Genomic DNA, 12,867 nt, shown 5'->3' with positions numbered 1-12,867 from the left:
AACCGTTGGTTATGGACGTCCATCTCAGGGACCTGCGCTACTTCGCGGCCATCGCCGAGGAGCTGAGCGTGACGCGCGCCGCCGAGCGCCTGTTCGTCTCGCAACCGGCGCTCTCCAAGCAGCTCCGGTCCCTGGAACGGCGGCTCGGCTGCGTCCTGTTCGACCGGGTCCCCGGCGGCGTCGCGCTGACCCGGCAGGGCGCGGCGCTGCTGCCCGTGGCCAGGGAGCTGCTGACCCGGTGGGACGCCGGCTACGAGACCGTGCGCGCCGCGGCATCCGCCGGCACCCTCGTCGTCGGCATGCAGACCGCCGTCGGCCGGGGTCTCCAGCGGGAGGCGCTGCGCCGCTTCCGTGCCGCCATGCCCGGCTGGGAGGTCTCGCTGCGCCTGGTCGGCTGGGACGACCCGAGCGCCGGCCTGTCGGACGCCGGCTCCGACGTCGCCTTCCTCTGGCTACCCGCCCCGCCCGGCCTCGCCACCCGGGTCCTGGTCACCGAACGCGTCCACGTCGTGCTCCCCGCCGACCACCGCCTCGCCGGACAGGACGAGATCCCCTTCGCCGCGTTGCGCGACGAGCCCTTCATCGCCCTGCCCCCCGCCGCCGGCCGGCTCCGGGACTTCTGGCTGGCCCTGCACGCGCGCGACACCGTCCCCGCGATCGGCTGCACGGCGAGCAGCCCCGAAGAGGTCTTCGAAGCGGTCGCGGGCGGCCTGGGAGTCGTCCTGGTCGCCGAAGGCAACGCGGAGCTCTATCAGCGCCCCGGTCTCGTCCACCGCCCGGTCCCGGATCTCCCGCCGTCCGAGCTGGCGATCGCCTGGCGCGACGGTGACACCAGGCCGTGGGTGGCCGCCTTCCTGGACGCGATGGCCGATCATGTTTGACCGATCTTCCATGAGGTAGACGCCCACGAGCGCCTTCCCGGAGCCACCGGTTAACGGCGTTCCTCAACCTCATAGGACAAATCACCACTAAGGTCTGACCGAACGGACACTCGGAGGGATGCCCATCATGAGCGACCACGCGATCACCTTCGACCTCATCGACACGGACAAGGACGGCCGCATCTCGGCCGAGGAGCTGGTCCGCCTGATGGAGGTCCTCGGCCAGCCGGTGACCATGGAGGCGGCCGAGGCGGGCGTGCGCCGCCTCGACCAGGACGGCGACGGCCTCATCGACCTGCACGAGTTCGGCGCCTTCCTGAAGCCGTAGCCTCGCCGCGGGCGAGATGGGCCGAGATCCCCAAACTCTCAAGCAACCGCCACATGCTGCTGGACGGGTCCTGATCGATGAGATCACAGCCGCGTTCGGCTCCGCCCCGATGCACGCATGTGCCGGACGCGCAACACCTGTCCAAACTACGCGCGTTGACGCAAGCCATAGCGATACGGGGCAGCAGGGTCCTCCGCCCGCGACGGCGTGATCCTCTTGTCCTTACCGCCGAAGCCGGCGAAAACCGGCCGCTGCGAGAGCAACCGGTGAACCTGACAGTGCGACCGGCCTCTCGGACCGCGGTGGGCCGTGCCGTCCCGGCGTTCAGCTCTGTGGCGACGAGCGAGAGACGCTGCTCGTGCCAGAACGAGAGGACGTTCGCCATACGGAAGCTCGGAACCTCGCGTGGGTGTGCCCGCGTGAGCCGATCCTGCGAAGACCTCGCCGTTCGCGCTTCCGGTGGAGGACTACGCGGTGCGGACGTAGACCTGGCCGAAGATCTCCGACAGCCGCTTCAGGTCCGCGGCCACGTCGACCTCCGGCGTGACCGGGTCGTACAGGGTGGCCAGGCGGGGGCGGATGGACGTGAGCTTCCCGAGCTGGTCCCAGGTGGGGTTGGCCGCCCACTTCTCCCCGGAGACGCGGCTGACCCGGCCCTGGGCGTCCTGCCAGCGGGTCCACAGCGTGACGGTCTCGGCGGCGTCGTCCTGGAGCGGGGCGGCGATGCGGTCGGTGATGGCCTGCGTGGCCTGCTCGGCGGTCAGGCGGGAGCCGCCGGCCGCGGCGAAGCCGGTGTCCTCGGCGGCGATCTGCGCGTAGGCGTCCCAGGCCCGGGCGCGGACCTGGATCCACTGGTTGCGCTGGGCCGTGGCGGGGTCGATGCGCCACGGGGCGTACCTGGCGAAGTGGCCGCCGTCGAGGGAGAGCTGGTCGACCAGGCCCTTGGCCAGCCAGGCGCCGATGCGGTCCGGGTCGAGCAGCGGCTGCTTCCCGGTGACGGCCCGCTTGCACTCCTCGTCGGCGCCGCAGCCGAAGACGGGCACCGCGGTCTGCACGGCGAGCTTCTTGCCGGGGGCGAGCTTGCGCAGCGCGGCGGAGGCGGACGTGATGAACGCGTCGAGCTCCTCGGCGGTGGCGAACTTCTGGTCGTAGCCGACGCCTGAGCTGAACCGGATGCCGGCCACGCCGGGCTGGGCGGCCAGGGCGGCGATCTTCTTCGCGGTCTCGGCGAGCCTGCCGGCCTGGTGGTCGTCGGCCAGCTCGGTGTCGATCCAGACGCGCATGCCGCTCGCCGCCGCGGTCTTGACGGCCTGGCCCGCGGGGGTCTCGGCGGCCTGCTTGGCGGACTGCTGGAACGCCTTGCCGGTGACCTCGTCGGGGTCGACGAAGCACGGCTCGGCGGTCGCGCACTCGGGCTGCCCGCCGTCCTCTCCGCCCTCGACGTCGGGGCTGCCCACGTCGTGCATCTCGCCGTCGCCCTCGGAGTCGGTGGCGCACTGGACGCCGCCCTCGGCGCAGTCGACGACGATCGGGTTCATCGGGCCGGAGTCGCGCATGTTCTGGCCGTCGTTGTCGAGCCAGAAGCGGGCGATCTCGGCGGCCTCCTCGGGCGTGGCCATCCAGCGGCAGACGACGTACGCGGGGGTGTCCGCCGCCATGAGGTCGTTGCAGCTGCGCGGGTCGTCCGCGGACCACGCCGGGACGCCGATGCCGAGCAGGGAGAGCGCGAGACCGATGACGAAGAGCTGCCGCAGTCGCATGGCACCGTACTTCCGGGGAGTGATCGGCTGGCACGTCGCACAATATCCGGATCAACGGTCGATCTCCACCGCCTGTGGCTGACCCTGTGAAAATAGGGACGACAAGGCCGGCTCGTACCGGCCAAACTTGAGCGTGCGTGAAATCCTCGGCGACCTGGGCCTGTTCCGGGACGGCAGATTCGCTCTGCTGTTCTCCGCCCGCACCCTCTCGATGCTGGGCACCGCGTTCGCCCCGGTGGCCCTCGCCTTCGGCGTCCTCGGCCTGCCCGGCGCGACCGCCACGACGCTGTCGGTGGTGCTGACCGCTGAGGCGCTGCCGATGGTGCTGTTCATGCTCTTCGCCGGCGTGCTGGCCGACCGGTTCCCGAGGCAGCGGGTGATGATGGCCGGCGAGTGGGCCAACGCCCTGGCCTTCTTCGCCCTGGCCGCGATGCTGCTGTCCGGCTGGACCCCGCTGTGGGCCCTGGCCTCGGCCGCGGCCTGCAGCGGCGTGGCCATCGCGGTGCTCTATCCCGCGCTGACCGGCATCATCCCGGAGGTGGTGCCGCCCGACCGGCTGCAGGCCGGCAACGCGCTGCTCGGCCTGGGCGCGAACGTCGCCCGCATGGCCGGCGCGGTGGCCGGCGGCGCCACCGTGGTGTTCGTCGGGGGCGGCTGGGCGCTGGTGGTGAGCGGCGTCCTGTTCGCCGTCGCGGGAGTGCTGATCTCCCTGGTCCGGCCCACCCCTCTGGTCGCCGCCGCTCCTCTGGGCGCCGCCGAGCAGAAGCGCAACTCGGTGCTGAAGGACCTGCGCGAGGGCTGGCGCGAGTTCAGCTCCCGGCAGTGGATCTGGGTCGTGGTCGCGCAGTTCTCGATCCTGGTGATGGCCGTGCAGGCCGGTCACGGGGTGCTCGGGCCGCTGCTGGCCAAGGAGAGCCTGGGCGGCCCGGCGGCGTGGTCGGCGTTCCTGGCGGGTGAGGCGATCGGCACGATCGCGGGCGTCATAGTGTCGATGCGGGTCCGGCCGCGCCGGCCCATCCTGGTCGGCACGCTGCTCTGCCTGCCGTCCGCGCTGCCGTACTTCCTGCTGGGGTCGGGCGCGCCGCTGTGGGCGACGGTGGCGGGCGCGTTCGTGCTGGGCGTCTGTTTCGACGTGTTCGGCGTGCTGTGGACGACGACCATGCAGCGGGAGATCCCGCCGGAGTCGCTGTCGCGGGTGAGCTCGTACGACGCGCTCGGCTCGCTGATGTTCGGCCCGGTCGGGCTCATGCTGGCGGGGCCGGCGGCGGCGCTGATGGGCGTGCACAACGCGCTGCTGGCGTGCGGCGGCCTGGTGGTGCTGTCCACCTGCGCGGCGCTGCTGTCGCCCGGCGTGCGCGGCCTGCGCGCCCCGGCCCGCCTCGAAACCGTCTCGACCTGAGCCCTACCCGGCCTGTCCGCTGGTCCGCAGCCCCCGGGACGGCGTCCGCTCGTGCGGCCCGAACCGCGGCTCCGGCCCGTACGCGCCGTCGAGGATGCCCGCCATGTACTCCGCCAGCGCCGGGGCGTGCTTGAACCCGTGACCGGAGTCGCCGCCGAGCAGCCACACGCCCGGCACGGTCTCGGTGATGATCCACTCGGCGTCGGGCGTGAGCGCGTACTGGCAGACCTGGCTGAACAGCACCGGCACGGACGCCAGCGACGGGAACCGCCGCACCAGGTAGGAGCGGGCGTTCGCAACGCCGGCCTCGTCCACGGTGCGCTCGCCGTGCTCGGGGTCGTACGCCGGCCCTTCGGCGTCGGAGGTGGCCTTCATGCCCACGCCGTCCACGTCGCCGTGGCCGTACGCGGCGGCGGCGTGGTCCACCCAGGCGGGCGTGCCGGGGGTGGACCAGGCGGCGGGCACCGCGAAGTGCAGCGTGTCCTGCTTGGTCACGGTCACCGGCACGTCGAACAGCTCGGGCAGCCAGGCGCCGCAGGCCCACACCACCCGGTCGGCGGCCAGCACTTCGCCGCCGACCTCGACGGCCGCGCCCTCGGCGGGGGTCGCGCGGCCCCTGACGAGCCGGGCGCCGGCCGCCTCGGCCAGCCGGGCGGTGACCTGGGTGGCCCGGCGCGCCCTGATGACGCCGGCGTGCGGCTCCCAGAGCAGGTGGCTGAGGCCGGCCGGGTTGAAGTCGGGGAAGAAGCGGGCGCCGTCGGCGGGGTCGAGCACCTCACACGGAATATCCAGATTTTTCAGGACCTGGGCGCTGGCGTGCTCCCAGCCGTCCTCTACCTGGGCGAACCAGAGCATCCCGGCCTCGGCGTACAGTTCCTCCCCGGCCCGCTCCCCGAGCCGCCGCCAGCCGTCCCGCGCGCGCCAGGCCAGGCGCGCGTACCAATCCTCGGTGCCGTGCGCGCAGCGCATCAGCCGGGTCTCTCCAGCGCTGGACTGCCGGACGTGCCCCGGCTGATGCTGCTCGACCAGCGTCACCCGCCACCCGGTTTCGGCCAGCCGCAAGGCCAGCGATGAACCCCAAATACCCGATCCGACCACGATGACCGATTTCATGGGACCACGGTGACCGGACACGACCGCCGAAGGCAAGAGGGTCAGATGACGATCAGTGTCACCACCACGCCCGCGCAGTTGCCCGCCAGGCAGATGCGCACCGGTACCCGCGACACCCCCGGGGTCGTGGGCACGCCGCCGACCTGACCGTCGGGACCGATGGTGACGCCTTCGGGCAGCGCGTCGTGATCCGTCACGGTGAACGCCGGCGGCACGCCCGCGGGCCCGCCCCTGATCGTGATGGATCCGTACAGCCGCTCGCCGACCCGGCCGGGGAAGGTGAGCACGGCGGGAGCCCACGGCACGTTGCGCAGGACGACGAACGTGACCTGCTGCGCGGAGCAGGTCCGGCCGCGGCAGACCTGGACGGGGGCCGAGAAGGTCCCGGCGCGCTCGGGCCTGCCGTACACCCGGCCGCTCGCGTCCACCCCGATGCCGGGCGCGAGCAGCGGCCCCGGGCGGATGCTCACGCCCTTCTCCACGGGAAGCAGCCGCTGCTCGACCTCGATGCCGACAGTCAGGTAGAAGGTGTCCTCGACCAGCGCGTCGTACGGGGTCGCCGCGGGCGTCGCCCTGGCCATGTAGATCGCCCTCGCGCCGACAGACGGGAGGGCGGGGAGGAAGGCGCACATAGCCAATCCGGCAACCAGGAGAATCCACGTTTGCCGCATTCTTACCCCCTGGTGCGTTCTGTTCCCCTACGTACCCCTTTCACCGCATACAGTCACCACAGCCACACGAAGCGCCCTGGATAATCGCCCTATGGCCGCTGAATCCGCTCAGACGCTCGAACGCGGGCTCCGCCTGCTCCGCCTGCTCTCCGACGGCCGGGGCGGCCGGACCCCGACCGAGCTGAGCACCGAGCTGTCGCTGAGCCGCCCGGTGGTCTACCGGCTGCTGACGACCCTGCTCAACGAGGGGTTCGTGCGCCGCGACGCCGAGGGCCGGGTCCACCTGGGGTTCGGGCTGCTCGCGCTGGCCCAGGCCGTGCAGCCGCTGCTGCGCGCGGCGGCGGTGCCCACGCTGCGCCGGCTGGCCGAGGAGGTGGGCGCGACCGCGCACCTCACGGTGGCCGAGGGCGACGACGCGCTGGCGGTGGCCGTGGTCGAGCCGTCGTGGACCAGCATGCACGTGGCCTACCGGGAGGGCGCGCGCCATCCGCTGGCGAAAGGCGCGGCCGGGCAGGCGATCCTGGCGGGCCGGACGGGCGGGTCCGCATATCTGGTGACCGAGGGGCAGTTGCAGGAGGGTGCCAGAGGGATGGCCGCGCCCGTCCTGGGGCTGCCGTGGCTGGAGGCCTCGGTCGGGGTGGTCACGTTCGGGCCCCTCGCGGAGTCGGCCGGACCCCGCGTGGTCGAGGCGGCCGCCGAGCTGGCCGCGGCCCTGGGTTGACATCCGTTCGCCGATGTCGGACGGTTGTCACATATAGAGGACACATACGTCCGATAAACGGACGGTCAAGGAGGGGCGGATGCCGTACTACCGCGCCGTGGGCGAGGTGCCCCGCAAGCGTCATGTGCAGTTCAGGCGGCCCGACGGCGGCCTGTACGCCGAGGAGTTGATGGGCGAGGAGGGGTTCTCCTCCGATTCCTCGCTGCTGTACCACCGCCACCTGCCGACCGCCATCGTCAAGGCCGAGGCCGTCACGCCCCTCGGCGACACGCGCCTGGAGCCCAACCTGCCGCTGTCGCCGCGCCACTTCCGCACCACGGAGCTCGCCGGCGCGGGCGACCTGGTGTCCGGGCGGATCCTGCTGGCCGGCAACGGCGACGTCCGGTTGTCGTACGCGACCAGCGACCAGCCCAGCGAGCTCTACCGCAACTCGATGGGCGACGAGTGCGTCTACGTCCAGGAGGGCACGGCCCGCTTCGAGTCGACGTACGGCGTGATCGAGGCCGGTCCCGGCGACTACGTGGTCATCCCCACCGGCACCATCCACCGCTGGGTGCCGCGCGGCCGGGTCAACGTGCTGGCCATCGAGGCGGCCGGGCACATCAGGCCGCCCAAGCGCTACCTGTCGCAGTACGGCCAGTTCCTGGAGCACGCCCCCTACTGCGAGCGCGACCTGCGGGCGCCCGCCGAGCCGCTGCTCGCCGAGGGCGAGGAGGTGCCGGTGCTGGTGCGCACCAGGGGCGGGCTGACCAGGCTGGTCTACCGCAACCACCCGTTCGACGTGGTCGGCTGGGACGGCTACCTCTACCCGTACGCGTTCAACATCGACGACTTCGAGCCGATCGTGAAGAAGACGCACGCCCCGCCGCCCGTCCACCAGACGTTCGAGGGTCCTGGCTTCGTGATCTGCTCGTTCTGCCCCAGGCCGCTGGACTTCCACCCCGAGTCCGTGCCGATCCCCTACAACCACCACAACGTCGACTCCGACGAGTTCATGTTCTACGTGGGCGGCGACTACTCGGCGCGCAGAGGATCGGGCATCGACGTGGGCTCGGTCTCGCTGCACCCGGCCGGGTTCACGCACGGGCCGCAGCCGGGCGCCGTCGAGGCGGTGATCGACGCCGTCGCCCGGGGCGTCACCACCACCAGCGAGATGGCGGTGATGGTCGACACCTTCCGCCCGCTGGACCTCGGGCAGGGCGCGCTGGCCTGCGAGGACCCCGGATACGCCTGGACCTGGTCACGATGACGCTCTACACCGCTCTGGTCGACGACGCGGGCCTGTTCCCGCCGACGTCGCTGCACATGTCCGACGCGCTGGACCGCCACCGCCGCGATCAGGAGCGGGGCAGCCCGGTGCTGACCCACCGCTTCCTCTGCCCGGCCGACCGGCTCGACCGGCTGCGCGCCGAACCGTTCACGCCGCGCCGGATCGGGGTGATCCTCGACACGCCGGAACCGCCGGGCCTCGGCGACCTGCCGGTGGACCTCGCCGAGGTCAAGCTGCCGCCCGAGCGGAGCGTCGAGGAGCTGGCCCGCGAGCTGCTCCCCCGGCTTCCGAAGGAGGTGCGGCTGTTCGTCGAGGTGCCGCCCACGAAGTTCGTCGCCGACGTGCCGGAGGGCGTGGGCCTGAAGGTCCGCTGCGGCGGCGCGCGGCCGGAGGAGTTCCCGCAGGCCGAGCAGCTCGGCTCGTTCATCCGGTTCTGCGTGGCCGGCGACATCCCGTTCAAGGCCACCGCCGGGCTGCACCACGCCGTGCGCCACTTCGACCCGGCGCTGGGCGTCGACCGGCACGGCTTCCTCAACCTGCTGCTGGCGGTGTGCGAGGCCGTGGAGGGCCGCGACCCGGTGCCCGCCCTGCGCGCCACCGACGTGGGCCAGCTCGTGCGCATGGCGCGGGCCGTTCCCGAGCAGACCGCGAAACGGGCCAGGCATCTCCTGGTCAGCTACGGCTCGTGCAACACGGCCACGCCGCTGGACGACCTGAAGACCCTGAACCTGATCGAGGAGGACATGTGAGCTGGGGTCTGGACAACCTGCCCTACGGGGTCTTCTCCCGGCAGGGGGAGGCGCCCCGGGTGGGCGTCCGTTACGGGGACCGGGTGCTGGACCTGGCCGCGGCGCTGCACGACGAGGTGTTCGCGGCCCCCTCGCTCAACCCCTTCATGGCGCGGGGCCGCACGGCCTGGCACGACACCCGCCGGCTGATCAGGAACAAGCTGTCCGGCGACCTCGCGGTGACCGAGCCGCACCTGATCCCGCTGGAGCAGGTGCGCCTGCACATGCCGTTCGAGGTGGCCGACTACGTCGACTTCTACTGCTCGCTGGAGCACGCGAGCAACGTCGGGCGGATCTTCCGCCCCGACTCCGAGCCGCTGAAGCCGAACTGGCGCCACCTGCCGGTCGGCTACCACGGCCGGTCCGGCACCGTCGTGCTGTCCGGCACGCCGGTCAGGCGTCCGCACGGGCAGCTGCGGGCCGGCGTGTACGGGCCGACGGCCAAGCTCGACATCGAGGCCGAGCTGGGGTTCGTCGTGGGCGTGCCGTCCGCGCTCGGCTCGCCGGCCGGTCCCTTCGAGGAGCACGTGTTCGGGGTGACGCTGGTCAACGACTGGAGCGCGCGCGACATCCAGGCGTTCGAGTACGTGCCGCTCGGGCCGTTCCTGGGCAAGTCGTTCGCCACCTCCATCTCGCCGTGGGTGACGCCGCTGGAGGCGCTGCCCAGGGTGCCGGGGCGGGCCCAGGACCCGGAGCCGCTCGACTACCTGCGCAGGAAGGACGACTGGGGGCTGGACATCACGCTGGAGGTGGAGCTCAACGGGGAGGTGGTGTCAAGGCCGCCGTACCGGAGCATGTACTGGACGCCGGACCAGATGCTCGCCCACCTCACCGTGAACGGCGCCTCGCTGCGCACCGGCGACCTGTTCGCCAGCGGCACGGTCTCCGGCGAGCTGCGCGAGGAGCGCGGCTCGCTGATCGAGCTCACCTGGAACGGCGCCGACCCGATCAAGCTGGGCGGCGGCGAGACCAGGGCATTCCTCCAGGACGGCGACACGGTGACGATCCGGGCGACCGCGGGGGACATCAGCCTCGGAGAGGTGACCGGAATAATCGGATAGGTGACTCCGCGTGCTTGTGTCGTGACTCCTCGCTAACCTAGGGCTTCCTTGAGGCTCCCCAGGAAAGCAGGAGTGACATGCTGCGGCGCGCCGCGACGGTCTGGCTGGCCGCCCTCCTCCTCCCCGCGGGCGGCTGCGGCGCCGTGACGGCGCGGGCCCCGGCCCCGCGCCCGCCCCTGGTGAGCGTCTCCCCGCCGCTCGGCGCCGACCAGGCCCGTCCCGACCAGGGCCTCGTGGTGCGCGCCCACGGCGGCCCGCTCCACCATGTGGTCGCCCACGCCGACGGCCTCCCGGTACGGGGCGACCTCGACGCGGCCCGCACCACCTGGCGCTCCCGGTGGGCTCTGCGGCCCGGCGCCGCGTACACGGTCACCGTGACGGCGGCGGGCCGCACCGTGGCCGTCGGCGGCTTCCGCACCCGCGCCGCCGAGCGAAGCTTCCAGGTGGCGGCCACGGCGCCGCTGCCCGGCGAGACCGTCGGCGTCGGCATGCCGGTCATCCTCGACTTCGACGTCCCGGTGCGGGACCGGGCGGCCGTGGAGCGCGCGCTGGAGGTCACGGCCGGCCGGCCGGTCGAGGGCGCATGGCGGTGGATCGGCGACACGAGGGTCGTCTACCGCACCCGACGGTTCTGGCCCCCCGGGCAGCGGGTCACGGTCACCGCCCACCTGGCCGGCGTCCGGCCCGCGCCCGGCGTCTACGGCACGACCGACAGAACGTTCGCGTTCTCCGTCGGCCGCGACCAGACCAGCCGGATCGACACCCGCACCCACCGCATGACGGTCCACCGCGACGGCCGGACCGTGCAGGACCTGGCGATCAGCGCGGGCATGGCCACCACCCGCGAATACACCACCACCAGCGGCGTCCACCTGACCATGGACAAGGGCCACCCGGTCCGCATGATCTCGCCCGGCCGCGAGAAGGGCGACCCCGGCTACTACGACGTCATGATCGACCACGCCGTCCGCATCTCCGACAGCGGCGAGTACGTCCACGCCAAGGACAACGTGTGGGCCCAGGGCCGCCGCAACGTCAGCCACGGCTGCGTCAACGCCCGCCCCGACCAGGCCGCCTGGTTCTACGCCCACTCCCTGCGCGGCGACCCGGTGGTGATCACGGGCACCGACCGCGACCTGGAATGGGATAACGGGTGGGGATTCTGGCAAATGCCTTGGGAGAAATGGCGCGAGGGAAGCGCGCTCCGTTCTCCGGCCGACACGCCTCTGCCGCAAGCGTGATTCCCGGCTTACGGTGGAAGGGGGAACGATGACGTCTACAGGCCCGTTATTACTCACAGGAGGGCCGGAGCATGGATGAATGGATCATCTGGGTAATCCTCGCAGTCGTTCTCGGTGTGGCGGAGATCTTCACGCTCACCGCGGCTCTGGGCCTGCTCGGCGTCGCCTCCCTCCTGACCGCCGGGGCCGCGGCGATCGGCCTGCCCGTCCCGCTGCAGTTGCTCGTCTTCGCCCTGACCTCCACGGCCGGCCTGGTCGTGATCCGGCCCCTCGTCCAGCGGCACAACATCCGCCAGCCCGCGCTGACCAGGTTCGGCGTCGACGCGCTCGTCGGCAAGCCCGCCTACGTGCTGTCAGAGGTGACGGGCCACGGCGGCCGCATCCGGCTGGCCGGCGAGGAATGGTCGGCGCGGGCCTACGACGAGACGCTGGTGATCCCGACCGGCGCCACCGTCGACGTCATCGAAATCGACGGCGCCACCGCCCTCGTATATCCCCGGGAGTGAGACATGGATCCACTGCTGCTGGTCGGTCTGTTCGTCATCTTGTTCGCGGTGTTCACCGTGCTGAAAGCGGTGCGCATCGTGCCGCAGGCCAGGGCGCGCAACGTCGAACGACTCGGCCGTTACCACCGGACGCTCAAACCCGGACTCAACTTCGTCATCCCGTACATCGACCGCGTCTACCCGATGATCGACCTGCGTGAGCAGGTCGTGTCGTTCCGCCCGCAGCCGGTCATCACCGAGGACAACCTCGTCGTCGAGATCGACACCGTGCTCTACTTCCAGGTCACCGACCCGCGCGCGGCGGCGTACGAGATCGCGAACTACATCCAGGCGGTCGAGCAGCTCACCGTGACCACGCTGCGCAACGTCGTCGGCTCGATGGACCTGGAGAAGACGCTCACCTCCCGCGACACCATCAACAGCCAGCTGCGCGGCGTCCTCGACGAGGCCACCGGCAAGTGGGGCATCCGGGTCAACCGGGTGGAGATCAAGGCGATCGACCCGCCGAAGACCATCAAGGACGCGATGGAGAAGCAGATGCGGGCCGAGCGCGACAAGCGCGCGGCGATCCTCACCGCCGAGGGTCAGCGCCAGTCGCAGATCCTCACCGCCGAGGGCGAGAAGCAGAGCCGCATCCTGCGCGCGGAGGGCGCCCGCTCGGCCGCCATCCTGGAGGCGGAGGGCCAGTCGCGCGCCATCGACCAGGTCTTCCAGGCGGTCCACCGCAACGACCCGGACCCGAAGCTGCTCGCCTACCAGTACCTCCAGGTGCTGCCGCAGCTCGCCCAGGGCGAGGGCAACACCTTCTGGGTGATCCCCAGCGAGGTCACCTCGGCGCTGCAGGGCGTCTCCAAGGCCTTCACCGAGGCGCTCCCGCCCTCCACGGCCACCCGCGAGAACGTTCCCGAGGCGTCGGAGATGGACGAGGAGATCGCCAAGGCCACGGAGGCTGCGGCCGAGGCGGTCGCCGACGCCCAGAGCGCCGAGCGGCCCAACGGCCCTCGCCAGCTCACCGAGGGCGCCCGGGAGCCGTCCCCGTTCCCCGACCTCGACAAGCAGCGCGACGAGGCCGAGCGCTGAGCTGATCCGGCGACCGCCCGCCGCGGCCCGCGGCGGGCGGTCGCGTGG

The 12,867-nt window shown here is 72.0% G+C and carries 13 protein-coding genes; 10 read left to right on the top strand and 3 right to left on the bottom strand.

The window, feature by feature from the left end; translation table 11 throughout:
* Positions 1 to 11 precede the first annotated feature (11 nt).
* Together ACQEUU_RS29025 and ACQEUU_RS29020 are read left to right on the top strand one after the other, a co-directional pair.
* Positions 12 to 881, top strand: a complete 870-nt coding sequence (locus ACQEUU_RS29025; protein WP_433072190.1) for a LysR family transcriptional regulator — start codon at positions 12 to 14, stop codon at positions 879 to 881.
* Between the two features lie 127 nt (positions 882 to 1,008).
* Positions 1,009 to 1,209, top strand: a complete 201-nt coding sequence (locus tag ACQEUU_RS29020; protein WP_433072188.1) for an EF-hand domain-containing protein — start codon at positions 1,009 to 1,011, stop codon at positions 1,207 to 1,209.
* 467 nt (positions 1,210 to 1,676) lie between these two features.
* Here ACQEUU_RS29020 and ACQEUU_RS29015 read toward each other — a convergent pair whose 3' ends face one another.
* Positions 1,677 to 2,969, bottom strand: coding sequence for a hypothetical protein (locus tag ACQEUU_RS29015; protein WP_433072186.1), 1,293 nt, complete (start codon positions 2,967 to 2,969; stop codon positions 1,677 to 1,679).
* 133 nt (positions 2,970 to 3,102) lie between these two features.
* Between ACQEUU_RS29015 and ACQEUU_RS29010 the strand changes: the two genes are divergently transcribed.
* The gene (locus tag ACQEUU_RS29010; protein ID WP_433074398.1) at positions 3,103 to 4,368 is read left to right on the top strand and encodes an MFS transporter; all 1,266 of its coding nucleotides are present in this window, start codon (positions 3,103 to 3,105) and stop codon (positions 4,366 to 4,368) included.
* Between the two features lie 3 nt (positions 4,369 to 4,371).
* On the opposite strand, the gene ACQEUU_RS29005 is transcribed toward ACQEUU_RS29010, so the two are convergent.
* Together ACQEUU_RS29005 and ACQEUU_RS29000 are read right to left on the bottom strand one after the other, a co-directional pair.
* The gene (locus ACQEUU_RS29005; RefSeq protein WP_433072184.1) at positions 4,372 to 5,481 is read right to left on the bottom strand and encodes an NAD(P)/FAD-dependent oxidoreductase; all 1,110 of its coding nucleotides are present in this window, start codon (positions 5,479 to 5,481) and stop codon (positions 4,372 to 4,374) included.
* 41 nt (positions 5,482 to 5,522) lie between these two features.
* Complete coding sequence (locus tag ACQEUU_RS29000; RefSeq protein WP_433072182.1) at positions 5,523 to 6,062, bottom strand: hypothetical protein; 540 nt, start codon at positions 6,060 to 6,062, stop codon at positions 5,523 to 5,525.
* Positions 6,063 to 6,243: 181 nt separating this feature from the next.
* Between ACQEUU_RS29000 and ACQEUU_RS28995 the strand changes: the two genes are divergently transcribed.
* From ACQEUU_RS28995 to ACQEUU_RS28965, 7 genes are all read left to right on the top strand, one after another.
* The gene (locus ACQEUU_RS28995) at positions 6,244 to 6,873 is read left to right on the top strand and encodes a helix-turn-helix domain-containing protein (RefSeq protein ID WP_433072180.1); all 630 of its coding nucleotides are present in this window, start codon (positions 6,244 to 6,246) and stop codon (positions 6,871 to 6,873) included.
* Between the two features lie 79 nt (positions 6,874 to 6,952).
* Positions 6,953 to 8,122 (top strand): homogentisate 1,2-dioxygenase, encoded by a 1,170-nt coding sequence (locus ACQEUU_RS28990; RefSeq protein WP_433072178.1) that lies wholly within the window; start codon positions 6,953 to 6,955, stop codon positions 8,120 to 8,122.
* Entirely contained in the window at positions 8,119 to 8,892 is a 774-nt protein-coding gene (locus tag ACQEUU_RS28985; RefSeq protein WP_433072176.1) for a hypothetical protein, read from the top strand. The genes ACQEUU_RS28990 and ACQEUU_RS28985 overlap by 4 nt, the downstream gene beginning before the upstream one ends.
* On the top strand, positions 8,889 to 9,992 hold the full coding sequence (gene fahA / locus ACQEUU_RS28980) for a fumarylacetoacetase (RefSeq protein WP_433072174.1): 1,104 nt from the start codon (positions 8,889 to 8,891) through the stop codon (positions 9,990 to 9,992). The genes ACQEUU_RS28985 and fahA overlap by 4 nt, the downstream gene beginning before the upstream one ends.
* Before the next feature lie 77 nt (positions 9,993 to 10,069).
* Positions 10,070 to 11,233 (top strand): Ig-like domain-containing protein, encoded by a 1,164-nt coding sequence (locus ACQEUU_RS28975; protein WP_433072172.1) that lies wholly within the window; start codon positions 10,070 to 10,072, stop codon positions 11,231 to 11,233.
* A 71-nt stretch (positions 11,234 to 11,304) separates the two neighbouring features.
* Positions 11,305 to 11,739: an NfeD family protein gene (locus ACQEUU_RS28970; RefSeq protein WP_433072170.1), complete on the top strand. Its 435-nt coding sequence runs from the start codon at positions 11,305 to 11,307 to the stop codon at positions 11,737 to 11,739.
* Between the two features lie 3 nt (positions 11,740 to 11,742).
* Positions 11,743 to 12,819, top strand: a complete 1,077-nt coding sequence (locus tag ACQEUU_RS28965; RefSeq protein ID WP_433072168.1) for an SPFH domain-containing protein — start codon at positions 11,743 to 11,745, stop codon at positions 12,817 to 12,819.
* Positions 12,820 to 12,867: the final 48 nt, after the last annotated feature.

Origin of the sequence: Nonomuraea sp. CA-218870, from assembly GCF_050936535.1 — a bacterium.
Lineage (GTDB): Bacteria > Actinomycetota > Actinomycetes > Streptosporangiales > Streptosporangiaceae > Nonomuraea > Nonomuraea corallina.
This window is presented reverse-complemented; position numbering and strand designations above follow the sequence as displayed.